Annotated in this window: 22 protein-coding genes; 14 read left to right on the top strand and 8 right to left on the bottom strand. The window is 41.4% G+C overall.

Features of this window, described 5'->3' with window-relative positions; genetic code table 11:
- Positions 1–74: 74 nt before the first annotated feature.
- Positions 75–2,003, bottom strand: a complete 1,929-nt coding sequence (locus tag ACYVRA_RS10295) for a phosphatidylglycerol lysyltransferase (RefSeq protein WP_461252612.1) — start codon at positions 2,001–2,003, stop codon at positions 75–77.
- A 236-nt stretch (positions 2,004–2,239) separates the two neighbouring features.
- Between ACYVRA_RS10295 and ACYVRA_RS10300 the strand changes: the two genes are divergently transcribed.
- On the top strand, positions 2,240–3,424 hold the full coding sequence (locus tag ACYVRA_RS10300) for a helix-turn-helix domain-containing protein (protein WP_461252613.1): 1,185 nt from the start codon (positions 2,240–2,242) through the stop codon (positions 3,422–3,424).
- A 22-nt stretch (positions 3,425–3,446) separates the two neighbouring features.
- Entirely contained in the window at positions 3,447–4,829 is a 1,383-nt protein-coding gene (locus ACYVRA_RS10305; protein ID WP_461252614.1) for a helix-turn-helix domain-containing protein, read from the top strand.
- Positions 4,830–5,069: 240 nt separating this feature from the next.
- Here ACYVRA_RS10305 and ACYVRA_RS10310 read toward each other — a convergent pair whose 3' ends face one another.
- From ACYVRA_RS10310 to ACYVRA_RS10320, 3 genes are all read right to left on the bottom strand, one after another.
- Positions 5,070–6,173 (bottom strand): ABC transporter ATP-binding protein, encoded by a 1,104-nt coding sequence (locus tag ACYVRA_RS10310; protein ID WP_461252615.1) that lies wholly within the window; start codon positions 6,171–6,173, stop codon positions 5,070–5,072.
- A 135-nt stretch (positions 6,174–6,308) separates the two neighbouring features.
- The gene (locus ACYVRA_RS10315) at positions 6,309–6,644 is read right to left on the bottom strand and encodes a BrnA antitoxin family protein (RefSeq protein WP_461252616.1); all 336 of its coding nucleotides are present in this window, start codon (positions 6,642–6,644) and stop codon (positions 6,309–6,311) included.
- A complete protein-coding gene (locus ACYVRA_RS10320; protein WP_461252617.1) occupies positions 6,598–6,927 on the bottom strand; it encodes a BrnT family toxin in 330 nt (109 codons plus the stop codon). The genes ACYVRA_RS10315 and ACYVRA_RS10320 overlap by 47 nt, the downstream gene beginning before the upstream one ends.
- Before the next feature lie 80 nt (positions 6,928–7,007).
- Here ACYVRA_RS10320 and ACYVRA_RS10325 point away from each other — a divergent pair, with 80 nt between their 5' ends.
- On the top strand, positions 7,008–10,484 hold the full coding sequence (locus ACYVRA_RS10325) for an SNF2-related protein (RefSeq protein WP_461252618.1): 3,477 nt from the start codon (positions 7,008–7,010) through the stop codon (positions 10,482–10,484).
- Between the two features lie 126 nt (positions 10,485–10,610).
- Here ACYVRA_RS10325 and ACYVRA_RS10330 read toward each other — a convergent pair whose 3' ends face one another.
- A complete protein-coding gene (locus tag ACYVRA_RS10330) occupies positions 10,611–11,753 on the bottom strand; it encodes a tetratricopeptide repeat protein (protein ID WP_461252619.1) in 1,143 nt (380 codons plus the stop codon).
- A gap of 757 nt (positions 11,754–12,510) precedes the next feature.
- On the opposite strand from ACYVRA_RS10330, the gene ACYVRA_RS10335 reads away from it, so the two are divergent.
- Entirely contained in the window at positions 12,511–13,764 is a 1,254-nt protein-coding gene (locus tag ACYVRA_RS10335; RefSeq protein ID WP_461252620.1) for an ATP-binding protein, read from the top strand.
- A 274-nt stretch (positions 13,765–14,038) separates the two neighbouring features.
- On the opposite strand, the gene ACYVRA_RS10340 is transcribed toward ACYVRA_RS10335, so the two are convergent.
- Positions 14,039–15,256, bottom strand: a complete 1,218-nt coding sequence (locus ACYVRA_RS10340) for a pyridoxal phosphate-dependent aminotransferase (RefSeq protein ID WP_461252621.1) — start codon at positions 15,254–15,256, stop codon at positions 14,039–14,041.
- Between the two features lie 5 nt (positions 15,257–15,261).
- Positions 15,262–15,942 (bottom strand): hypothetical protein, encoded by a 681-nt coding sequence (locus ACYVRA_RS10345; protein ID WP_461252622.1) that lies wholly within the window; start codon positions 15,940–15,942, stop codon positions 15,262–15,264.
- Between the two features lie 229 nt (positions 15,943–16,171).
- Between ACYVRA_RS10345 and ACYVRA_RS10350 the strand changes: the two genes are divergently transcribed.
- Together ACYVRA_RS10350 and ACYVRA_RS10355 are read left to right on the top strand one after the other, a co-directional pair.
- Entirely contained in the window at positions 16,172–17,314 is a 1,143-nt protein-coding gene (locus tag ACYVRA_RS10350; protein ID WP_461252623.1) for an HD-GYP domain-containing protein, read from the top strand.
- A gap of 1 nt (position 17,315) precedes the next feature.
- A complete protein-coding gene (locus tag ACYVRA_RS10355; protein ID WP_461252624.1) occupies positions 17,316–18,602 on the top strand; it encodes a hemolysin family protein in 1,287 nt (428 codons plus the stop codon).
- Positions 18,603–18,873: 271 nt separating this feature from the next.
- Here ACYVRA_RS10355 and ACYVRA_RS10360 read toward each other — a convergent pair whose 3' ends face one another.
- Entirely contained in the window at positions 18,874–20,079 is a 1,206-nt protein-coding gene (locus ACYVRA_RS10360; RefSeq protein WP_461252625.1) for a DEAD/DEAH box helicase, read from the bottom strand.
- A 138-nt stretch (positions 20,080–20,217) separates the two neighbouring features.
- Here ACYVRA_RS10360 and ACYVRA_RS10365 point away from each other — a divergent pair, with 138 nt between their 5' ends.
- The 8 genes from ACYVRA_RS10365 to ACYVRA_RS10400 all read left to right on the top strand — a co-directional run bounded on the left by ACYVRA_RS10365 (position 20,218) and on the right by ACYVRA_RS10400 (position 25,439).
- Positions 20,218–21,138: a response regulator transcription factor gene (locus tag ACYVRA_RS10365; protein WP_461252626.1), complete on the top strand. Its 921-nt coding sequence runs from the start codon at positions 20,218–20,220 to the stop codon at positions 21,136–21,138.
- Positions 21,139–21,197: 59 nt separating this feature from the next.
- Positions 21,198–21,605, top strand: coding sequence for a helix-turn-helix domain-containing protein (locus ACYVRA_RS10370; RefSeq protein WP_461252627.1), 408 nt, complete (start codon positions 21,198–21,200; stop codon positions 21,603–21,605).
- 66 nt (positions 21,606–21,671) lie between these two features.
- Positions 21,672–22,412: a hypothetical protein gene (locus ACYVRA_RS10375; RefSeq protein WP_461252628.1), complete on the top strand. Its 741-nt coding sequence runs from the start codon at positions 21,672–21,674 to the stop codon at positions 22,410–22,412.
- 171 nt (positions 22,413–22,583) lie between these two features.
- The gene (locus ACYVRA_RS10380; protein WP_461252629.1) at positions 22,584–23,054 is read left to right on the top strand and encodes a hypothetical protein; all 471 of its coding nucleotides are present in this window, start codon (positions 22,584–22,586) and stop codon (positions 23,052–23,054) included.
- A gap of 15 nt (positions 23,055–23,069) precedes the next feature.
- Positions 23,070–23,528: a GNAT family N-acetyltransferase gene (locus ACYVRA_RS10385; protein WP_461252630.1), complete on the top strand. Its 459-nt coding sequence runs from the start codon at positions 23,070–23,072 to the stop codon at positions 23,526–23,528.
- Positions 23,529–23,536: 8 nt separating this feature from the next.
- Positions 23,537–24,028, top strand: a complete 492-nt coding sequence (locus ACYVRA_RS10390; RefSeq protein ID WP_461252631.1) for a hypothetical protein — start codon at positions 23,537–23,539, stop codon at positions 24,026–24,028.
- A 146-nt stretch (positions 24,029–24,174) separates the two neighbouring features.
- Complete coding sequence (locus ACYVRA_RS10395; RefSeq protein ID WP_461252632.1) at positions 24,175–24,807, top strand: hypothetical protein; 633 nt, start codon at positions 24,175–24,177, stop codon at positions 24,805–24,807.
- On the top strand, positions 24,804–25,439 hold the full coding sequence (locus ACYVRA_RS10400) for a DNA alkylation repair protein (protein WP_461252633.1): 636 nt from the start codon (positions 24,804–24,806) through the stop codon (positions 25,437–25,439). The genes ACYVRA_RS10395 and ACYVRA_RS10400 overlap by 4 nt, the downstream gene beginning before the upstream one ends.
- The last annotated feature ends 2 nt before the right edge of the window (positions 25,440–25,441 follow it).

Consider the following 25,441-nt stretch of genomic DNA (forward strand, 5'->3'; position numbering starts at 1 on the left):
TTAGTTGTATCCCGAGCGCACTGCTCCAGCTAAAGCTGTCGCGCATTATTCATCCTTTCAACTTTTATTTAGCGCTACGCCGTGCTGATTTTATTCATCCACACCGCTTCACGCGGTGCTTCATTGGGCGCCGCTTCCATTATCATCTTTCTTTGCCAATCAAGCAAGAACCTCTCAACCCCTACATCGGCTCCCTCAGCGTCCGCCATGACGCGAAAAACAGGCTCCGTGGCGGAACCTCTCATCCAAATATACGCCGTCCCTGTTCCATCTCCGTTAAAAAAAAGAATTTTCAACCCTCCCCTACCGGCTTCTCCAAAGCGGGTCAAATTTCGCTTCTCCGCCGTTCCATTGTACGCGATAGCTTCCCAACTACAAATACCAAAACGCTGTTTTAATTGTTCTTTTCGCTTATCCCACTCCCGTAAAAACACTTCTTGATACCTGTTTTTCAATTCACCGTGATCTTTTGTTTTTATCTGCAAAACCGCGTCCTTGTTATATACGGGAGTGGTCACAAACGGCGGCAAACTCGCGATAATATCCGCAAGCGTAAAATCTTCGCGGTATTTTTCCGTCTGATTGGAAAGACGCAACCATATTTCAAAAAGACCGCTCCTGTCAACCGTGGAACTTATGGAAAGCATTTTAGCGACGGCAAGGACGGTGCTGACAGGATCGCGGACTGCAGACGGATGGGTTATATTACCGCCTGCCGAACCTTCGCCTAAAATACGCACTAGGTAGCCTTCTTCTCTAAGATTACGGGCAAGAGAGACTACGTTAGCCTCGCCTACTTCGGCGCGGAAGACGGAAATACCAAAGGCTTTGGCGATTTTGTCTATTCGCATGGAAGTAGGATCATTAACAGCTACGGCAGCTTTCGCATAACTGCCGGTAAAACAGCAGGACAGTTCTTTGGGAATAAACTCCCGCGTCCAAACAAGTTGGGAAAATTCAGCGGTACAGGCAAGGGCGAATACTTCCTGCGCTTCAAGAGGGCGCGCCTTATTTTCAGTATCGTCCCATATAACAAGGTTCCCCCTGTCGCCGTCGCAGTCGGGAACATATCCAAGAATAAATGAGCTGTCGCGCTTATGGGCATCTTCCAGCAACTTGCAACAGGGAATAAGAGACTCCCCCTCAGGCACAATGCGGTGTGCAATCTGTCCCGGTTTGTCATTGATACATTCAAACTTGACGCCAAGAGCAGTAAAGAAATCTTTATCGACAGAAACCGTCCTTGCGCTGCCATTAAAATCACAAACTATCCCAAGTGGCTTTTTTAAAAGACCGTCTTTCATCGCGGCGGAAACGCCCATGTCGCAAGCGCCTAAGTTTGCGCCCCACGCTACATCGCCGCAAAAGTCATAGTACGCTTTTAGAGCCCGCGCTTTCGCGTTTTTTTCACAGGCAAAAACTTTTTTAATTTGTCCGGTATCGGCGGCTGAAAAAAGTTTTTCAATTTTTTTAACGCAATCTTCTTTTTCCAGAAAGGCGCGAAAAGCGGCGATAAGTTTGGCCGATTCTTCAGCCGCCAGCACTCCGCCGTCCGTAAGACCGAATTTAATCCCGTTATGGCCGATTGGATTGTGGCTTGCGGAAATGTAAATAAAACCGGCGTTTACGTTATTTGCTTGCGTTGCCTTCTCTTCACTCTCCGGAACGTCAAGGCTTTTTGCCCACGCCATAATTTCAGGCGCTGCGGTTATTCCGGCGTATTGCGCGTCACAGCCGCAGGCCAAAAGGACGGGGAGCATCGCGTCAGCAATAGCTTTTCCGGTGGGGCGGGTATCAGTACCGAAAAGAATAATAGGAGAGCGGTCATCACCTCCGCATTTTAAATATTCGGCAAAAACAAAAGCCGCGCAGGCGCAAATAATATTATGCGCTTTAGAAATTTTATCCGAGCGGCTTTCTTCCCCGTCGGCAAATACGCCCCTCCACCCTGATGCGGAAAGAATCATTTTATCAAGAGTTTCTTTTATTTCTTTATAAATCATACGCTAACCTTACGCTAACCATATACAAACAGTATACTTACCAAATATTAACTATACGCTAAATAGTATAAACATTTCCCGTTAATAATTCTACATACTAAAAAAAAAGACAATATCTGGACAATTTTCTTTGATACTTTTTTACATATAGGGTGTATTTTGTTCCACTCATTATCTTAGATTTATTGATAAGCGGTATTTAATACCGATTATCTGTTTTATTAGGAGAACAAAATATGTCAGGACTGAATTTAATTCAAAGAAGGGAATTAGATCCATTGCTGATAAAAGCAAACAGGATTGTTAAACATTATGAAAAAGCCTCTAATTGCCGGGCATGCGTTATGGAGCCTGAATCAATCGATCACAACTTAATTTGCAGCCATTGCAGCCAAAGAGCCCGCGCCGATATAAAAGAAAAATGCGCGTATCTTCATACTGAAGCGGTAAATAAGGCAAGGCAGTTCGGCGGTTCATATATTTATATATGCCTTAAAAAACTGGTTTTTTGGACCAGCCCTTTTTATTCCGGCGAAAGGCTTGCCGGAGCGCTTTTTTCAGGCGGGATCGAAGAATCGGAAAAAAATAACGACAAAGTGCAGGCGCTCGCCCAGATCATGCTTTTATGCGCTAATCACCTGTCGCGCTTTAATCCAATCCAAAAGAACATAGTGTCAATAAATACTGACAATATAGAGACTTCGTCAACAACGCAGCAAAAACAAAATATCGAAAAATACGCCTGTCAGTTGGACACCGAGCGGATGCTTTTAGCCTGTCTTCGCCGAGGAGATAAGGAAGAAGGGCAGAAAATTCTAGTCAAACTGCTAAATATTATTTATCAGGAAGTAAGGGGAAATTTTCAAGCTTTCCGCCTTAAAGCCCTGGAATTGGCGGTTTTGCTTTCAAGGGCGGTGTCCGATCCAAAGGATATAACGGATAATACATCTTTAGAAAATACAAACCGCTGCATGAAAAAAATAGAAGAATGTACGACGTTTGACGGAATTAAGGAAATCCTTTCCACTATAACGGACAAAATGTCTGGCATGATCTTTTCATTTCACGGGGTGCGTCATTTTTCGGCGCTAAAAAAGGCTGAAAGTTATATTTGGAAACATTACACAAGAAAGCTCAGTTTAAAGGAAATAGCAAACGCGTCAGGGCTTTCCGCCCCGTATTTAAGCATGATTTTTAAGGAAGAAATGGGGGAAAACCTCTCAAATTACCTTAACCGGCTTAGGGTGGAAAAAGCCGCCGGAATGCTGGTGACGACAAATTTGCCAATAAATGAGATAACTTTTGCGTGCGGTTTTGAGGATCAAAGCTGGTTCTCAAAAATATTCAAGAATTTTACAGGATTAACCCCTGGGAAATACCGGGAACGCGGCATAATCGCGGACGGAAATATCATGGGTTAGGCGGGGAAAAATAGGTGATTTTATGAAAGAGAATAAAAATTTACAGATCAATAACGATAATTTGACGGAAAAAGCCGAAAAAATCATGTTTGATTACAATCAGGCTACGGGAAGCAGCATATGTATTTACAACAAGGAATGTAAGCCGTATTTTCCGGCTTCTTTTGGGACTGATCGCTGTCCAGAAACGAAAATTTGCCAATTTTGCTCGAAATTTTGCTCCAATAAAGACAAAAAAGACGAATATCCATGCCATGAAATGCATGTTGAGGCGCTAAATGAGGCAAGCAGGAAGGGTAAATGCCACATTTATCAATGCGGACTGGGCGTTCTTTTCTGGATAAGCCCTATATATACCGAGGGAGTGTTATCAGGGGCTATCAGGGGATCAGGTTTTTTTACGGAAAACAAAAAAACCATTGACTTTTTTTCGAATTCCAATGATACTTTTGTTATGTGCAATGACGAAGTATCGAAAGATGAATTTAAGGGGCGCGTCAATTCGTTTCCGGCAGCGGACGGGGATAAAGTCCAGTCTTTGGCGGAGATGATGCAGCTATGTACGGAGTCCCTGTCTTCCGGAAGCGAAGATTACCACGAAACAATAAAACGAAGAGCCCAGCAGCAGGAAGCGATTTCCAGGATTATTGAAACATTAAAACTGCAATACCCGGCAAATGCCGAAAAACCGGGTTATCCTATTGAAAAGGAAAAATTGTTCATGGCAACCTTACGCAAGGGCGATCCCGTAGAGGCGAAAAAGATGCTTAATGAACTGCTCGCGATGTTATTTTTTTCCAATCCGGGACAATTTAAGTATGTTCAATTAAGGGTAATTGAGCTTGTAGTCCTCATTTCCAGAGTGGAAATAAACCCTGAAAAAAGCGGGGCGCTTTCCATGGAAATTAACAATCTAAACCTAAGAATGGTACAGGAAGCGAAAAACGTTGAAGAGCTGACCGACATTTTACACAACATAGTCGACCGCGTATCGGAGACTATCTCTTCCTACCGTGGAATCCCGCACGCCGCGGCTCTCAGAAAAGCGGAAAATTTCATTCTGGAAAATTTCACCAGAAAGATAAGCCTAAAGGAGATTTCCACAGTAGCCGGTCTTTCTCCCCCCTATTTCAGCACCATTTTCAAGGAAGAAATGGGCGAAAACCTGTCCAAATACCTGAACAGGTTAAGGGTAGAAAAGGCAAGCCATTTGCTGTTGGATACGGACATGTCGCTCAGCGAAATTGCCGCCTGTTGCTGTTTTGAAGATCAAAGTTGGTTTTCCAAGAAATTCAAAGCCTACACCGGCATAAGCCCCGGAAAATACCGCAACCAGGGCGGCGGAATAATCAGAAGCATCAGCGCAAACAACTTTTCCGAAAGTTTCCGTAGAGCGCATAGATAGGTTTATTCGCCAAGGCTCTCACAAAGAGCATGAAGGAACAAAGATCACAAAGAGGAATCAGGGGTTCTTGTCCGAAGGCTAAGCGTGGATTTCACGATAAGATAACGGACAAAAACCCCCTCTTCTCTTTTCTTCGTGATCTTTGTCTCTTTGTGATCTTAGTGTGAGTTTTTGGCGATATAAATCAAAAAAAAACTGTAGATGTTGCCATCTACAGTTTTAATTAACTTAGAGGGATTTTCACTCTAGAGATGGGATAATCGCCAACTCGGTTTCTTTATCGAAATAACGGGCTTTTTCCATTCTGGGGGTAAATATCGCGGTGTCTCCTACTTTGAAAACGTGGTTAGGCTCGGTACGGGCTACAAGCGGTTGGGTCTCAGTCGTAAGCCATAAGTGGATATCGGCGCCCAACGGCTCAACTACCGTTACTTTTAGGGTCATAGTGTTGCTGCTTTCTTTTTCAACATAAGTCATGTCTTCCGGGCGAATGCCAAAAAATACTTCTTTTCCAACATATTTTCTAAGATGTTCAATATGAGACGGATCGGCTTTAATTTTGAATGAACCTTCGTCCAAAACAATGGAACTGCCGTCTTCTTTCACCTTTACATTGAGGAAGTTCATCGGAGGAGAGCCGATAAATCCGGCTACAAACTTGTTAATTGGATAATTATACAGGAATAAAGGAGAGCCAATCTGCTGGACTTTTCCGTCTTTCATTACAACGATTTTGTTCGCCATCGTCATGGCTTCAACCTGGTCGTGCGTAACATAGATCATAGTCGCGTTCAGGCGCAAGTGCAGGTCAGAAAGTTCCGCCCTCATCTGTACGCGCAATTTCGCGTCAAGGTTGGAAAGAGGCTCGTCAAAGAGGAATACCTTGGGGTTACGGACAATAGCGCGACCTACAGCGACACGCTGTCTCTGACCGCCTGAGAGAGCTTTTGGCTTGCGATCAAGGAATTTTTCGATGTCAAGGGTAACCGCGGCTTCATGCACGCGCCTGTCAATTTCGGCTTTTGGAACTTTTTTAATTCTCAAACCAAACGCCATGTTTTCATAGACTGACATATGGGGATAAAGGGCGTAATTCTGGAATACCATCGCGATATTCCTGTCCTTGGGCGGAACATCGTTCATTTTTTCGCTGTCAATAAGGAGTTCCCCTTCGGTAATATCCTCAAGACCGGCGACCATACGGAGTGTGGTAGATTTACCGCAACCGGACGGTCCTACAAGAACGACAAATTCCTTGTCTTCGACTGTGATATTGGCGTTATCAACCGCACGAACGCCTCCATCATACACTTTAGAAATGTTTTTCAACTCTACTTTTGCCATACGCTGGCCTCCCTATTTTGGGTTATTTTATTACAGACATTCAACAAAAATAACATTCCCGCCAAACGCCTGAAACCAATATACCTTCAAATTGCCATTTTGTCAAGGTAAAATAACAGTATTCGGAAGAAATTCTCATGTGTGTACTTTACTAAGTATCTCCGGATTGTCAGCAGCGTAATTTAAAACATCAGCCATGATGCCGGTATAACCTCTGCCAAGAGCCTTGTATTTTAACAGGACATCTGGCTTGATTCTAAGCGCGACTACTGGAGAAGGATTCCGATTTTTTTTTCGTAAATCCCGCGCCATAGCCGCAAACTCAGCGAGCGCGTCCGGTTTGGAAGGCGGACATTCAGGATCATAAACTTTAGGCGCTTTTCGCGCTTCCCTGACCTGTTCTTTCGCCAGTTTCAGGATTTCCTTAGGTATTTTTTGTCCAACCTTTATTATCGATTTGATAGTACCCATTATTACTCCTCCTCTCATGTTTTTCTGCTTCCCGCGCAGATAAAATACGTGTAATATTTACATCCCCTTCTTCCTGTTCCGTATAAACCACAAAGAAGGTTCTACCGACTTTACCTATAGTTTGCCATCGTTCTTCGCCTGATGTGTTATTTTCGCTTCTGTCAAAACGCCATATTCGCAATTGATCGGAGAACACATACTGTGCAACCTCAAAGCCGATTTTATGCTTTTGTTTGTTCTCGGCGTTTTTTGCTTCATCCCAGACAATAATGCGTTCTTCCACTCAAATAATGTAATACATTTTCGTATCTATTGTCAAGATAATTTCATGACAATAAAACTTAAAAATAATATACTTTATCCATGAAAAGCCGCTACGGCGTCACGCCCTGGGGAGCGTGGTTCATCGATGTTCTTGACAGTTACAAAATGGGGGAACGGCTCGACCGCGGCAGAAGGTACGCTAATGCCGGCAGGGTGCTTTCCCTTGAATTAATCGAAGGCAGGGCAAGCGCGAAAGTCGAAGGCAATTACAGCCCTTTCTACAAGGTTGAAATAATTTTTCCTCCGCTGGCGGAAGCGGAACAGGTTTATAAATTAATAGAAAACGATCCTCCACTGCTTGCCGCCATTGCCGCCGGAGAATTGCCTCAAGTCTTTTTGGAAAAACTAAAAAAAAAGGGCATTAACCTTATCCCCCGGCGCTGGAGCGAAATGCGGCGTTCCTGCTCGTGTCCCGATTACGGGGACCCATGCAAACACATGGCGGCGCTGTACTACATCATCGCGAGAGAAATTGATTCAGACCCGCACGTGCTTTTCAGGCTGCGGGGCATGGATTTGGCGCAGAGGTTCGGGAATGCCGCTGTTCATAAAATCGCGCCGCCTTTTACAATTACATTCGCTGAAAAGAAAAATACTCAAGCCCTCAGCGCCGAATCTGACGCTCCCCTTGAATTTGAGGAAATTCCCCACTGCGGCGAACTTATCAGTTCCCTGCTTCCCTCTTCTCCGCCGTTCTGCGACATAGACTTTGCCCAAGTCATGGCGGAATTTTACCACTACTGCGGCAGTTTCCACGGCTGGCAATCGGCGGAACAGGACGACAAAACATTGGCGCAAATGGAACACGATTTTTCCCGCTCTCATTGGACGGCGCTTTGTGCCGCGCCTGAACCGGGCGCGCAAATATTTTTGCAGGCGCAGGACATTGACGGCGGGAAAAATCGTTATAGCCTGCACGAAGCCTTTGATTATTTTGTACAATTTTCCGCCGAGGACGGAACTGAGTCTTATGCTTTTCTTTTTTATCTTTTTAAATTTTTAAACCTTGTTTTATCAGCCGGCGCTTTCATCCCCTTTGTGTTAGCTGAAGAGGAAACTTTAAAAATAGTCTGGCGGCCTTTTGAAACAGTCCCTCCCGTTTCCGGCATTTTAAAAGCAATAGCTTCCCGTGAACGCGGAATGTTCACGGTAAAAACCGTCGGAAAAAAAGAGCGGATTATCAGCGGACAAAGCGCGGTTGATCTTTTATCTTGCTCGTTTTTAAACGAATGGGTAAGGCGGAAATTTCTGTTTGTACGGGGCAATTTTAACAAACATGGATATGACGAAGAATACCGCGAACTTTTAAATTTGTTTTTTCAGGGGTTCCGCATTGACGTTTCCGCTCCCGCCCAAAGGTCACTGCCCACCGCGATTGACCGCTGGTTGTCGGTACTGCATATTGATTTCTCAGCTTATCAATACGCGCTTACCGTAAAAGAGTCAGGCGCAAAAAAGACAGGTAACGCCGCGGACGGCGAAAGATTGCAATTCGCCCTCTCCATGGACGTAATTGTCGAACAGGAAGACGGAACAAAAAAAATCCCCATTGGGCAATGCAAGGATTTGGAAGCGTTACGCGCTCCAGTCGCCCTGTCAAATTATCTGCCGGAGATAAAAGATCTAACGTCGATGAAAAAGTCAGGCGGTTCCCAAACGCTGCTGTCCGAAGAGCGCCTTGTCTCTTTTTTAGATTCCGCCGCCGGGCTTCTTGAACGGTTGGGAATAAAAGTCAACCTTCCCAAAGCCCTCGCAAGAGAATTAAAACCGCGTTTGGTGATCAAGGGGAGTCCCTCGGAAAAATCGCTTAAAACCTATCTTGATTTAAACACCTTGCAGGAATTTGAATGGCAAATAGCAATCGGCGACGAAGTGATGTCCATGAAGGAATTTGAAAAGCTCGTAAAACAAAAACGCGCCCTTGTCCGTTTTAAAGACGGTTTTGTAAAAATGAACCCGCAGGAATTTTCACGTCTGCTAAAAAAATCAAAAGACGGGCCGCCTGGGTTTAACGATTTTTTAAAAGCGCACTTTTCAGGAGACTCCGTTCTTGCCTTCGACGCGCGGGAAACAATCAACAATATTTTCCGCGAACAAAAATTTTCAATTCCAGACGCGCTTAAAGCTCAGTTAAGGCCGTACCAGAAGCGCGGTTTTAACTGGATATGCTCCCTATTATTTTCCGGTTTCGGCTGCATACTAGCCGACGACATGGGTCTTGGAAAAACCGTTCAGTCTATCGCCTCCATACTGCGGCTAAAAGAAGAAGGGCTATTAAAAAACAAATGCCTTGTAGTGGCGCCCGCCGCCCTCCTTGCCAACTGGGAAAGGGAACTGAGGCGTTTTTCCCCCTCTCTTCGCGTATCCCGCTATCACGGTAAGAGCCGCATTATTGACAAAAAGCACGATATATTTCTAACCACTTATCAAACCGCCGTGCGCGACGCGGAAAAATTGAGGAACGAAGCCTTTTCCCTGTTAATTATTGACGAAGCCCATTTAATGAAAAACGCTGACACCCGCATTTCACGCACTATAAAACAGCTTCGTTCCCAATACCGGCTTGCGCTTTCGGGAACTCCCGTTGAAAACCGTCTTGAAGACTTACGTTCCCTTTTTGACTTTATCCTGCCGGGCTATCTTGGAGACGCCGCTCAATTTAAAGAACAGTACCGCATACCCATTGAAGTTATGCGGAACCGGCAGCAGGCGGAAAACTTAAAAAAGATCACCTCTCCTTTTCTTCTTAGGCGCCTTAAAACAGACAAAAAAATCATCAAAGACCTGCCAGAAAAAATTGTTACCAATGAATACGCCGTACTGGAAAAAGAGCAGGCTGCCCTGTACGAGAGCGTTGTTTCAGAATCCATACGAAAATCTGAAAATGCCGAGGCCAAAGAACGCTCAGCGTTAATTCTTGAAATGCTCACCTCTCTAAAACAGATATGCGATCATCCGCGAGTCTTCGACAAGGAAAGCCCCGCCGTAGCGGAACTTTCAGGCAAGGCGCAGCTTCTTGTCACCCTGCTTGAAGAAATTCTCGCGAACCGCGAAAAAGTTTTAATTTTCAGCCAATACGTGGAGACTCTTGACTGCCTGCGATTAATCATCAAAAAAGAACTGGGCGAGGCGGCGCTTGTCTACCACGGCGCTCTTGGACAGAACACCCGCTTGAGCCTTGTTGACAAGTTTCAAAATGACGCGGCGGCGCGGATAATGCTTGTCAGTTTAAGGGCGGGAGGCCTTGGCCTCAATCTGACCGCCGCAAGCCGCGTTATCCATTATGATTTATGGTACAACCCCGCCGTAGAAAATCAGGCGACAGACCGCGCCTTCCGCATCGGGCAGAAACGCAACGTCTTTGTCCACCGCTTTATTACTAAAAACAGTTTTGAAGAAAAAATAGACGCAATGATTTCCAGCAAACAGGAATTAGCCGACATGACAGTCAGTTCCGGCGAGTCCTGGCTTGCCCGCATGACTCACGATGAATTAAAAGCGCTATTTGATCAGTGAGAAGTGAGCAGTGAGAAATGAAAAGAATTTTTGTTCGTTATCTGCGCGTGAACCAACACGCTACGCTTGCTAACAACAAACTCACTATTCATTGCTCACTGCTCACTACTCACTATTCACTGCTTTTTATCTCCCCCGTTTTTGCTTGGCCGCGTCAAGATACTGTTTGACATTGGCGTCATTTGGATTTATTTTTAACGCCGCTTCATAGTCAGCAATTGCCCGGTTTAAGTCGTTTTTATTGTCTTCATATACAATGCCGCGGTTTACATAGGCAGACGCGTATTTTGGGTCAAGCTTTATCGCCTGGTTATAGTCAGCGATCGCGCGATCATAGTCCTGTTTGTTTCTGTACGCGTTGCCTCGGTTATTATAGGTAACCGCGTCATCGGATTTAAGCTGTATCGCCTGATTATAGTCCGCGATCGCGCGGTCATAGTCCTGTTTGTTTTTGTACGCGATGCCCCGGTTGATATATGCATCCGTATTATTGGGAGCAAGCTGTATCGACTGATTAAAGTCTGCTATTGCCCTATCATAGTCTTTCTTGTCATTATACGCGACGCCGCGGTTGTAATAAGCGGACGCGTCATTGGAATTAAACTTTAACGCCTGGTTATAGTCCGCGATTGACCTGTCGTAGTCCTGTTTGTTATAGTACGCGTTGCCGCGGTTGTAATAAGCATCCGCGTAATTAGCGTCAAGCTGTATCGCCTGATTATAGTCCGCGATCGCGCGATCATAGTCTTTCTTTTCATTATACGCGACTCCACGGTTGTTAAAGGCAATCGCGTTATTAGCGTTAAGCTGTATCGCTTGATTATAATCCGAAATGGCACGGTCATAGTCCTGTTTGCCATAGTACGCAAGACCACGGTTGTTATAGACAATCGTATTCTCGGGATTAATCCGTATCACCTCGTTATAATCCGCGATGGCCCGGTCATAGTCCTGTTTGCCATAATACGAAAGCCCCCGGTAAAAATACGCCTCTTCCAGATCGCTATTGATGGTAATGGTATTATTAAATTCATTTATTGCCTCATCAAACTTACCTTGGGCATAGAGTTCTTTTCCGCGATTCAACGCAGGAAGAGGATCTTCTGCTTGGGGCGCTTCAACTTCCGGTGCGGCAACTTCTGCCGTTTCTTCAACTTTAGCCGGCTCCTCCGGCTGGCTTGTAACATCTGGCTCTGTCGGCTTTTTCTTTGTAGTGGCACATCCATACAGAAGAGTTGCCAACAGAAACAACAAGTAAATTCGTTTCATATTTTACTCCTTTTAATAATACGCCCGCCTGACAAACCTATTCCAAAAAATAGGCTTTGGTGAAATTGATAAATTTCTTTTATGTTTTCCAGCCGCTGTTGGGCGGGAGTGTATTAATCATAGGTAATATTATAGCATTTTTGGTAATAATGGCAAGAGAAAATTCTTGTTTTTTATTATAACAAATTGAATTATTCTTCATTATACAAACCGCTAAAGTCCAATTAATACTAAGCCGATACTTAAATCACCGGGAGGGAAAGCCTCTCAAATATCAGACGGTGTGCATAGGGTTTATACCCTGACGTCCAGGCGCATCGTCTTTTTTTTTATCCCTAAATAAATTTATTGTTCAGGCGGGTACGCAAAACCCCGCCGGAGGCTAGACGGCTGTGGCATTAATTGACGCACGCTTTGGCGTGGCCGTTTTTGCGATCCACACCGTGCGCCTCCGACAGGGCTTTGCGTACCCGCCTAATCAATAGTTTTAGTATTTGGGGATAAAACAGGTGTAGTTAAATAGGCTGAAAAAATTATATTTTCCGGGCGTGAGTTTCACGACAAGATAACGGACAAAAACCCCTGATCCCTCTTTGTGTTCTTCTCTTCCTTAGTGTTCTTTGTGAGAAATTCTTCGGGAAAAAAAGTTATATTTTTCGGGTTAGAAAAGTTATATTTTTCGGGTTAGAAAAGTTATATTTTTCGGGTTGAAAAGCTTACATTTTTCGGGTTGATGTGTTATATTTAAAGGGGTTATATGGACAATTATTTAAAACGATTCGCGGACATTGAACTGCAAAGCAGATTGAAAGAATCAGGAGCTATTCTGATACAGGGGCCAAAAAGCTGCGGAAAAACAGAAACTGCCGTTCAGGCGGCGAAAAGTCTTGTACGACTTGATACTGACATGGAAATCCGCTCTTTAATGGAGTTGGACCCTAAATCTGTGCTTAAAGGGCCTGTCCCGCGGTTAATTGACGAATGGCAGGAATATCCTCAAATATGGAACTTTGTAAGGCGTGAGGTTGACGACCGTAAAAAGAAAGGACAGTTTATCCTTACCGGGTCGGCCAATCCCGAAGAACGGGCAAGGCTGCATTCCGGCGCAGGGCGATTTTCTATCATTAAAATGCGGCCAATGTCGCTGTTTGAAAAAGGCTGGTCTAGCGGAGAGGTAAGCCTTGCCAAAATAATGAATGGTAGCGCGCCGTCATCGGGACAGGCTGAATTCAGTCTGGAATCCCTTGCTGAAAAAATAATAATCGGCGGCTGGCCGGGAATTATCGGCGCGGGGAGCAAGGCCGCTTTGCGTTATGTGCAAGATTATATCGCGCTTATCGCGGAGGTGGACATTGACAGGTTCGGCGGTAAAAGGAGAGACCCGCAAAAACTTTTGCGCCTGATGCAGTCACTTGCCAGAAATATTTCCACAGAAGCGTCGCTTTCTTCGCTGGCAAAAGATACTGCGGGAAATCAGGCTCAATTAAACAATGAAACCGTCGCCGAATACCTTGAAGCGCTTGAAAGGCTCATGGTAATTGAACCCCTTCCCGCGTGGAGGGCGCACATTCGTTCAAGCGACACGTTGCGAAAAGCGCCAAAGCGGCACTTTACCGATCCTTCTCTCGCCACGGGAATTCTTGGCATTTCGCCAAAAAAATTGGTTTCTGATTTAAACTATTTCGGCCTTTTATTTGAATCCCTTGTCATCCGCGACTTGAGAATTTACGCCGGCTTGCATGACGGAAAAGTTTACCATTACCGCGATTCAAGAGACATGGAAGCAGACGCGATAATCGAGTATCCCGACGGAAAGTGGGCGGCGTTTGAAGTGAAAATGGGATTCGGCGCCCAAGACGAAGCGGCGAAAAATCTGCTTGCCTTCGCGAAAAAAATCGATCAGGAAAAAATGGGCCCGCCCGCCGCATTGACAATAATTACAGCTAACGGCTTAGCCGCCCGAAGAAAAGACGGCGTGAACGTGGTGCCGCTTTCGGTTTTAACGGCTTAAATTTTTCGAAAAGACCTCACACAAAGAACACAAAGGTACAAAGATCACGAAGGGGGGAAAACAATTAGCAATGAGAAATGAGCAATGTTGTTGTTCGTTATTTATGCGTGAGTTTCACGATAAGATAACGGACAAGGATTATTGTCCGAAGGCTATGCGTGAACTCACTGCTCATTGCTCACTGCTCACTGCTAATTGCTAACCTCTTCCTCCCTCCTCTTTGTGATCTTCTCTTCCTTAGTGATCTTTGTGAGAAATTCTTCGGGAAAAATTCTTAAAGCTGTTTATAGTTTTCCATGAAAATACCTAATCGGCGCATTGCGTCTGTTAGGGTGTCTTTGTCGGGGAGGAAGACGATACGGAAATGATCTGGCTCTTTCCAGTTAAAGCCGGTGCCATGAACCAAGAGCAGATGTTGGCTATGTAGCAGATCGAGCATGAATTTTTCATCGTTTGTAATATTGAAGCGTTTAATGTCTACTTTTGGGAAACAATAAAGAGCGCCTTTGGGTTTTACCGCGGAAAGACCGGGAATTTCATTGACAAGTTTAAAGGCCGTGTCCCTCTGTTCGCGTAATCTGCCGCCGGGAAGAATAAGGTCTTTAATGCTCTGATAGCCGCCAAGAGCGGTTTGAATACCGTATTGGGCTGGCATATTGGGGCATAGGCGCATATTGGCAAGCATATCAAGCCCATCGATATAATCTGAAGCGCACTTTTTATTGCCGGAAAGAACCATCCAACCGGCGCGGAAACCTGTGGCGCGCCATGATTTGCTTAATCCGTCAAAACTGACGGTTAGAATATCCGGCTCTATTGTGGAAAAGGGAACATGTATAGCGTCATCATAAGTGATACGGCTGTAAATTTCATCGGCATATACGATTAAATCGTTTTCTTTGGCAATTTTAGCGATACCTTCTAAAACAGAGTGGTCGTAAACCGCGCCTGTCGGGTTATTGGGATTGATCACTACAATCGCTTTGGTTTTTGGGGTAATTTTTGAGCGAATATCGTCTAAAACAGGATTCCAGTCCGAGGCTTCATCGCAAAAATAATGAACAGGTTTGCCGCCTGCAAGAGTTACGGCAGCCGTCCATAGCGGATAATCGGGCATTGGGATTAATACTTCATCGCCGGAATCAAGGAGCGCCTGCATGGACATCGATATAAGCTCGCTTACCCCATTGCCTATGAAAATATCATCGATCCCTACGTCCATTACTCCCTTGGATTGAAAATCCTGCATTACGGCTTTACGGGCGGAAAAAAGCCCTCGCGAGTCGCCATAAGGTTGGGCATTGGGTAAATTTACGATTATATCGTGGACAATTTCATCGGGCGTATTTAAACCAAAAGCGGCCGGACTGCCTATATTGAGTTTAATAACCTTAAACCCTTCTTCTTCAAGCCGTTTTGCTTCTTTTAATACAGGTCCGCGTATGTCATAACATACATTTTCCAGTTTTGAAGATTTTTCAATATTTTTCATTTTACTTAATCCTTGCTAAAAAGCCATTTTCCGGCTTCATCAATGTACTTCCTTATTATGGCAATGTGAATATCCGCTCCCACTTTTTCGACTTCTTTTACCCAGTTTCCAACGGTTTTAACCGCATTTACTACGCGCTGGCGGCCATTTTCCGCTATTTCATGGCATTTAGCGGAGTTTAAGGAACGTTTTTCTATTGAATTATGCAAAAAATACGCTGAAAGCCCAGTAATTAAAATATTTGCAGAAGAAACGGCTAATGATGAAAAATCCGGTTCAGCCTGATTAAAGCTTCCGCTTAAAAGTTGCGAAAAACCGTAAAACCAGCGTACCCACTCTTTATCCTTCTTCTCGCATTTTTCCATATGCGTTTTAAAAAAAGTAACCGCATCGGCATGACTGCCGCTTAAAACCCTTGCCGCGCCAAAAATCAGGATGTTTTTATTAACAACAGACGGTTTGGCAAGAATGGCCTTGCCTTCCAATTTTAAAACTGATTGAAAATCTGATATTACCAGATAAGAGCTTGCTAAAAGCCGGACATTTCGCTCTGAATATCCGTTTTTTACGTATATTTTATGTTCTAAATAATATGCCAGAGCAGGCCAATCCTCTCTTTCAAGAAGCGAAAAAAGCCGATAATTAATGAAGAAATATATACTCATGCCGGTAAGGAGTAAAGCCATGATAAGCAATAGCGGTAAAGTGACAAATCGAAAATTTACCGCATATTCAGATCTGTTCAACAGCAACGGCAATAAGGCGGTGACCAAGATGACAATAGAGATTATAATGGAAAATGCTATTATCAAGTATTTGAACTTCAATGAAAATGCTCCTTGTAATGAATATAATAGAAAGATTATTTTGCGTCAACGATGTTGGGTTCTTAAATTAGCCCGGGGGATAAATTGAATGAATGAATATGCATTAAAAGAAATAAAACCCAACTCTTTTTTCTCTAAACCGGTTTATCTTGACAAGGCATTTATCCTTACCGCTCCGGAAATGCCTTTTTCAGAAGAATTAACAAATTTATTAAAAAAGTGGAATATTAAGACCGTTTACAGCGAAGGAGATTCCAGCAAAGAATATGCAAATACCGGAGAGGCAACCGCTAATGCTCCCGAAGAAGGAGTAGGGCTTTCCCAGCAATCAGATTCAGACAAGCTTAAAAAAGCCGAGGATTTTTATACAAGTTTCCTTTTCTTCGTGGAAAATATGTTCGTTAAAGCGTCCGTATCCGATGACCTTGAAGAAAAAACCGTATCTGAAAAAATAAAGGAAATAATTGAATACATAAAAGAAGACCGCCGTTTTTTAATGAGAGTTATAAAAAATATTGAGCCCGCGGAGGGGAAAAATTATCTTGCTACCCATTCGGTGCGCTCAACTATAATCGCGATAATAATCGGCACATACCTAAAACTGCCCAGTTACCGTTTGATAGAGCTTGGAGTCGCCGCTCTTATGCACGAGGCGGGAATGTTAAAATTACCGTCAAATATTTATTTAAGCCATAGAACCCTTAATCCTCAGGAACAAAAAGCCATTCTTACCCACCCTATTCTTGGTTACAGCATGCTTAAATCGCTTGATTTTTCCCTCCCCGTATGTTTGTCCGCCCTTGAACATCATGAGCGTGAGAACGGAACAGGCTATCCGCGAAAATTGTTAGGTGAAAAAATCAGCCTATATTCAAAAATAATAGCCGTCGCCTGCTCTTACGAGGCGTTAAGCTCCAAGAGGCCGCACAAGGAAGCAAAAGACGGCTACACGGGAATACTTGAACTTTTAAAGAACGAAGGCAAACAATACGACGACACGATTGTGCGGGCGCTTGTCCTGTCTTTGTCAATTTACCCAATCGGGCTTTATGTGCTTTTATCAAACGGAAAAAAAGGACAGGTTGTAGACGTAAACCCGGAAACCCCCCGTTTCCCTATTGTGCAGATTTTTGGCGAATTCACTCCCGACGGAAAAATAAAACTGATGCAAACGGCGCCTAACGTGCTGACAATTGTGCGTCCGCTTAACCGCTCGGAGATCAACAACTAGCATGACCACTTATCTGCCTGTTTCAATATTAGTCGCATTTGTACTAATCATTTTAAGCGGGGTGTTTTCGTTATTTGATTCCGCATTAAACTTATGCAGAAAAACACGTCTTGAAAAAGAGTCTTCAAAACAATACAAGGCCGTTCTTAAAGCGTTGGAAAATCCGCATAAGTTATCGCTTTCCTGCCGTTTATGGAGCAATATACTCAAGGTTCTTGCCGCTTTTTCTTCCGTAATAATTATACTTTTTATGCCTATTAGATACGGCGATAAATCTTCTGTTGCGCCGTTTTACATTTACACCGCGTTATCCGCAATAATTTTAGGCGTAATCATCACATTAATTGGCGACAGCCTTCCAAAACTGCTTTCCGCCACAAAGCCTGAAAAAATAACCGCCTCCCTTCTGCCTGTCATGAAAATTCTTTCCTTGCCAATGGTGCCTTTGACCATACCGGCGATGAAGTTTGCTTCATTTTTTAATTTAAAAGTCCGCCCTGAAATTGACGACAGCAATATTACCGAAGAAGAACTTCAGGATGAATTACGCAACACTCTTATTGAGGGTGAAAAATCCGGCATTGTTGAAAGCGGTGAACGCGGCATGGTAGAAGGCGTTTTTTATCTTGGCGACCGTCCTTTACGCGCTTTTATGACCCACCGCTCTGAGATTCAACTACTGGACATCAACGCCCCCTATGATGAAATCCGCGAGAAGGCTATTGAGTACCGAAAACAAAAATGTTTCCCTGTTGTAAACGCCAGTCCCGATGAAATTGTCGGCGCGGTTTATACGGAAGACATTATCCTCGATTACCTTCGCAGCGCGCCTGCCGGGTTACGCGCAATAATGAAAAAAGCGCAGTTCGTTCCCGAAACAATGCCCGCCATTAAAGCTTTTGAATCTTTTAAGCAAGGGCAGTCAAACTTCCTGTTTGTCATGGACGAATACGGCGGATTAGCCGGCTTGATTTCCATAACGACGTTAGTTGAAGAAATCGTAGGTGAGCTTTCCGCCCCCGCCGCCAAAGAACAGCCCCTTCTGCGCCAGGAAGACGGCAGTTTTCTCGCGGACGGCACTCTTAACATTGACGACGCCGCGAAAGAATTGGGCCTTACAGGTTTTGGCGAAGAAAAAGAATTTCACACCCTTGCCGGCCTTATCCTGTACATTGCCGGAGAACTCCCCCGCGTCGGCGACAGCTTTAACTATCAAGGCTATAAATTTAAAGTAATTGACAAAGACGGCAACAGAATAGATAAAATCTTAATTACTAAACTTAACTAAATACGAAAAGATTTCACACAAAGATCACAAAGGTACAAAGATCACAAAGAAGAGGGAAGAGAGCAGTGAGCAATGAAAAGTGAGAAGTGAGAAGTGAGAAGAGTGAATTATTGTCCGAAGACTATGCGTTAGCTTAACGATAAGATAACGGACATAAACCACTGCTCACTGCTCATTTCTCACTGCTCATTTCACACTGCTCATTTCTCACTGCTCATTGTTCTCTTCCTTTGTGTTCTTTGTGTGAAGTCTTGGCGAGAGTCCTTGCGAATTATAGTTCAGGGACGCAGACTTGGCCCATGTACAATTCTTTTGGGTTTATCCTAATCTTTAACTTTTTTTCCAGTGAGGACAGAAGGCGCATCTGGGTTTCATCGCCGATTGTTACCATTATGCCGCGTTTTCCGGCGCGTCCCGTTCTGCCGCAGCGGTGTATGTACGCTTCACCATCAGAAGGAACGTCAAGAGCGATGACATGGGTAATATCGGGAATATCCAGGCCGCGGGCCGCTAGGTCTGTGGAGACTAGCACGTCAACGCTTCCTCTTCTGAATAAATCGAGCGCCTCTTTGCGTTCCGCGCCGGAGAGAGAATTTTTTCCAACTTTTCCAAAAAGTCCGGCGGCGGGAACATGGTGGTACTGGAGGCGCGAGAGAACCATCGCCGCTTCATCGCCCTTGCTTGCGAACACCAGCGCCTTAACGCGGGATTTTTTTGTTTTAATGGCGGCTAACAATGAGCGCAATGTTTGATCTTTGCGGCGTTTTTCGCTGAAAATAGCCCAGTGTTCAATTTTATCGCGCAGGATTTCATTGTCTTCTGATTCAATAAAGGAGACTCCCCTGCCCTCCCCGTCGCCAAAAAAGACGGTTTGTACTTTTTCAGCGTGTTTTTTATTTATCGTAGCGGAGCATGCGCCAAGAAGAATCTTATCTGTTTTAGCGAATTTGCGGATTAGCGATAATAATTCCGCCGTGTCGTCTATCATTTCGCCGCTTACAAGACGGTCGGCTTCGTCAAAAATCAACGAATACAGATTATTCAATTTAAGGAATTTTTTTTGGGCAAGAAGAAGGAGCCTGTTTGGGTTTCCTACGACAATATCAGGTTTTATCTTTTTGATGTTTTCAATTTGACGGTCAAGACTGATGCTTCTAATCGCCAAGAAAGAGCGGAGGGGCGAATCCGCCAAAAGAAATTCCAGTTCCGATAAAATCTGGGAACAAAGTTCCAGAGTAGGCGCTAAAATCAAAATACGCGGTCCAAAAGCCGGTTTTTCATTTTTGAGCAAATTGGTTAAAAGCGGCAAAAGATAGGCAAAAGTCTTGCCCGTTCCCGTTGCCGATGTAAAAAAAACGCTTTCACCGGCGGAAAGGCGGGGGATCACTTTACATTGAATATCAGTCGCTTCTTTTATGTTTTGCGTTTCAAGGCGTTTAATAAAACACGGCGCAACGCCCAATTGTTCAAAATTCATCGTTTATTTTACCCAATATATTGATTTACTTCAATTGTAAAAACTGACATAATGGGACTTAATCAAAGGAGTATAATCATTTTATCTTTTTTATTGGGATTTATCTGCACTATAGGATTTTATCCGCTTTTTTACAAGATGAATAAACCGGAGTCCCGTCTGCGGTCTATCGCCCTTTTGGCGGCGGTTGTTTTTGGCTATCCGTTTTATCTGTTATTTAATGATCTTTATTTTTACGGGAAAGTTGAGGCTCCTTCATTTATTGATACTACTCTTATTTTTATCGCTCTTTGTCTTCTTTCTTTTATTTTGTTGGGCAAAAACCGTTTAAAAGCGCTTATAGCCGCTTCTTTTATTTTTAGCATAATTAATTTGGCGCAATTTCCCATTATTTATTTTTTAGCTGTTTTTATTTACCCTGTAACTGATTTATCAGATTTTATGGAAGCGACAATGAAATTCCCGCAATTATATTACGGCTCGCTTTTTTTCAGCAGTACTATAATAACTGTTTGTTGTCTTCTCGCCGCGCGTTGGCTGCGCAACACAAAGTCAAAACCGCCTCTTAATCTTTATATTATTTTTAATTTGCTGTTTATTTCTTTTACTTTAATAGTTCTATCATGGTGGGAAGATTTTGCGCTGGTAATGTCGTCTTTTTTATTTTCTCTTTTTATGGGAATGCTTCTTATTGTAGTACTAATATTTTTATTCTACCTGTATACCCGCTTAACTGCGGATATTCTATCCGCCGATAATTTACCACCCGTTATACACAATACGGAAACCCAAATACCAACTGCGAAAAATGACAAATATACGCCGTTCATTCATCTTTTAAGCAAACGCGAATTAGAGGTAATAGAAGCGATACTTGCCGGCAATGTCAGTTATAAAGAGCTTTCAAACGCGCTTAATATTTCCGTTAATACGGTAAAAACCCATTTAAAGCATATTTATCAAACCACAGGAGTTTCCAATATCGCGGGGCTTTCATCTCTTTTTTACGGTTATACTCCAATCACCCCTAAATCACCCGACAATCACCCAAAAGGGTGAATAAATTCCGCGTCTTTTCTTATATAGTTTTTACAACTATATAATTTTAGGAGGATCGGATGAAAAGGGGATATGATTTGCTTAATAACGTTTTAAGTGATATAGAAGAAGGTATTAGTACCGATATTAATTCAGACGTTATCGCTAAAAAACACGCTCTCTCGGAAAGTCATTTAAAAAGGCTGTTCAGATTAGCGTATAATCAACCAATGGGGTTTTACATTCGTTCTTTTAAGTTAACTGCGAGCATTAATGATCTGCTTAATACCGATTCAAATATTCTTGATATCGCGCTTGATTACGGCTTTAACTATGAGCAATCCTATATAAGAGCCTTCAAACGCCAATTTGGAATTACGCCGGGCAAACTTCGCAAAAACGGAGAATTTAAACCGGAAAGGATAGAGCTTTTTCATTTACAAAGAAAATCCGATAATAATAAAAGCTTTTCATTTAAGAGCGGGTAAAATAATTGGGAATAATTGACAAAAAAGCGGTAAAAGCGGTAGAATCAATTATTGGGGGGAATTAAAATGGATTATCTTTTTTTTAGGAAACTTGGTGTTGCATTGGTTTTTGTTATGGCGTTTATCGGTTGTGCGACTAATGAAGCAATGTACAAAAATGACATCATCGGATTAAAAGCTGAAAATGCTCCAGAAGGAATTGTCCTTTATTTTGATAATATTCCGTCAGATGCAACCCGAATGTTTATACATATAATGGAAGTAGTGGAAGGCGTAAACCCTATTTCGACATTTACGGACATTAGAGGGACGCAATTAGTTCAAGTTAAAGAAAAAGGCAAGGTTGCATGTCCGTTTGCGCGGAATGGGCATCATTATTTTATTGGCGTTTCTGTCGATACCGCAAATAATGAAAATTCTCCAAATTGGGCAAATGTTGAAATAACCGCAAATAACGGCATTCATACGGTTAACGAAATTTCCCTTGATTTGAACAAGACTCAAACAGGGGTAACGCTTTCGGCTGAACCTGTATTTTCCAATAATGTCCAATATGATTCTCAAAAATACAGATATGCCGTTACCATAAAAGTAGATAATTATGACTCAATAGGATATCACGAAGGGGTAAATAATAAATTGACATGGGAATTTTTACCCAAGATGATTGAAGATTTTAAAAAGGATAATATACAGGTAAGCGGCAATTTACCCGCTTATGTTACCGCTTATTGTAATATCAACTATGATGATTTATTATGGATTGTAGGCGTTGTAACCAGCAAGGAATTTACAGTTTCTTTGTAAATTTCTTTGTAAATAATTTTATTTAAGTCAGGGGGCGTAACCAATTAATGATTGGACGGTATATTGTATCAGCGGCGATAAACTTGCAACTTTGACTGGAAGAAAAATAAGAATTTAAATAATGATTAAAAATGTTAATTTTTATCCGGCTAATATGCTATTGTTTGATATATGAGTAAATTCATCAAATGGAAAATTTCGATGTTATGGTTTTGGGTATCTTATACATTGGTTACTCTTGTAGGGATTGGACATACCTGTTTTAATTGGCTGGTATTAAAAATGGAAATTGCCCCCAATACACCCGTTAAAACAATGTATGATATTTTACCTTACGCCGCAACAGTTCCATTTCATCCGTTGTATAATATTATACTTTGGCCCTTATTCGCCTATTTATACTATAAAATGGCAAAACCGATAAATAATTATTGGAAAACAGCCCTTAATTTAGGTTTTAGTTGGGCAATAATAACTATAATTTTTGACCTTGTTGCATGGGTGTTAATTCGTCACCCTTGGGCAATGACATGGAGGGAAATGTATTTGGATTATCAGCCGTGGATAACGCTTATATATATTTCAATATTTATTAGTCCGCTTATTGGAATGGTATTTTATAAAAAAATTATGAAACGATAACTATATGAATTGTAAATGGCGGTTATAAATAATAAAATTATGGAATATGCTATCGCAAAAAAAGAACATTTGCCGATGATTTTGGAACTATATAAACAACTGTTCCCTGAAGAAATTCCAATAGATATAAATACGGCAAATAAAATATGGGAAAAAATTGAAAACAATAATATTAAATATTTTATTGCAATAGATAATAATGTTATTATTTCATCATGTTATTTGGCAATAATACAAAACTTAACAAGAAATGGAATGTCAATTGGTTTTATTGAAAATGTAATAACAGATGAAAAATACAGGAAAAAAGGAATTGGTAAAAAGGTAATTGAAATGGCAATAGAATATGCAAAAGAAAATAATTGTTATAAAGTTGTTTTACAAAGCAGTAATAAAAGAAAGGAAAGCCACATTTTTTATACAAAATGCGGTTTTGATGGTAATTCAAAAAGAGCTTTTGAAATAAGGTTCTAGGGGGAGATATGTTAACTGATAGTATAAGAAACCAAACAAAACAAATATTTCAAAATATTGAGATATTATTGGAAGTAATTCTCGAAAATGAATTCGATTCGGTAAAGGGCGGTTTTAAAACATGGAAACATTTTTATCATTTAATACATTCATTGGATAAAAATTTTATTGATCCCGGTAATTATGTTGAGCCGGAATTCCATAAAAAAAATCTAAATATAATATATCTTAATGATAAAAATAAATTAACAAAAAATGAAATAGAAAAATATTATGAAAATGTAAATAATAAAATTCAAAAATATCTAAATGAATTAACAGACGAAACTCTTGAAAATAAAATAGTATTTAATGGAATGGAATTTACAAAGATTGAATTGATTTTAGCCCAATTACGGCACATTTTTTATCATATTGGATATTTACATTGTTGTATAAAGATTGAAAAAGGAGAAACGCCGGAATATATAGGGCTTTATAAAGCAGTTCCTGAAAAATGATTAAAAATGATAAGTTTTTATTCGCTTAAAATGTTATTCTTTGATATATTTGAGTAATACTCAAAATTACGGGGAATCTAATGTGTACTTGTTTTATAAACAGAGGAAATGATTTAATAATAGCGATGAATTTCGATAATAATGGCATGGCTTTTGAATTAAACTTAAATAACAAAAAAGCCTTTATTATAGATGTTATTACAAGTGCCGGGAAACAGCCATCATTTGGAATAAATACAGAAAAAACATTTGTAAATAATTTGTGTGTGGATTCAAATGGAAAAGGATTATATAAAAGAATAAGTAGAACACGCACATTAAATATTTATTTAGTCAAGGATTTACTTGAAGGAAAAATGAAAACAAATGATCTGGATAACTATTTTGAAAATATGGAAATTGTAAACGCCCCCAATCTTTGTACTCATAATTTTATCACAGATAAAAACGGAAATGTTTGGATAATTGAACCCGGAAGGGGAAATATAAAAAATAAGATAAATGAATCGCAATATTATATAATGACAAATTTCTCGCTAGTTGATTATAACGCAGGTAAGAAATATAATGATAATGGCTCTGACAGATATATGAAAGTTAAGAACTATTTGGATAAAAATAAGAATATATCTGTAAATGATGCCTTTAATATTCTGGAAGAGGTAAAACAGACTGGAGAATGGAGCACGGATTTTTCATTTGTTTATTCAAAAAATTATAATAAGATTTATTATTGTTATAATTCTGATTTTAAAAACATATTGGAATATAAATTATGATTGATATAAAACATTATACAAAGTTATTTTTCAATGAAGAAACAGGCAAGGAAAGATATGGGTTAATACAAAAAGAAGCGGAAAATTTCTGTAAAAATAATTCTATTGAAAATTGTTGGGAAGCCGCGATGGAATGTTATAATTGTGAATTATATTACATTCAAGCGTTTGGTGTTTATATTATGGGAGTTATTTCACACAAACAAAAGAAAGCGTACAATTTTTTAAAAAACAAAGTAAACATAAACCCTTCATGGCAAGTTCAAGAATTCTTGGCAATGGCATTTGACAATTATTGTAAAAATATAGGTTATGAACAATCATTGAAAACAATAGATGAATGGCTGAATAGCAAGAATAAAAATAACAGACGGGCTGTTACTGAAGGGTTAAGAATATGGACAAATAGGCCATATTTTGAAGATAATCCCAAAGAAGCAATAAGAATATTATCGGAGCATAAAACGGACGAAAGCGAATATGTAAGAAAATCAGTTGGAAACGCATTAAAGGATATAAGTAAAAAATATCCCGAATTAATTAAAAGTGAATTAAAGAAATGGAAATTAGATACAAAAGAAATAAATCAAGTTTATAAATTGGCAAGTAAATTTGTTCAATTAAAACATTAGGG

The sequence above is a fragment of the Treponema sp. R8-4-B8 genome (genome assembly GCF_054786175.1).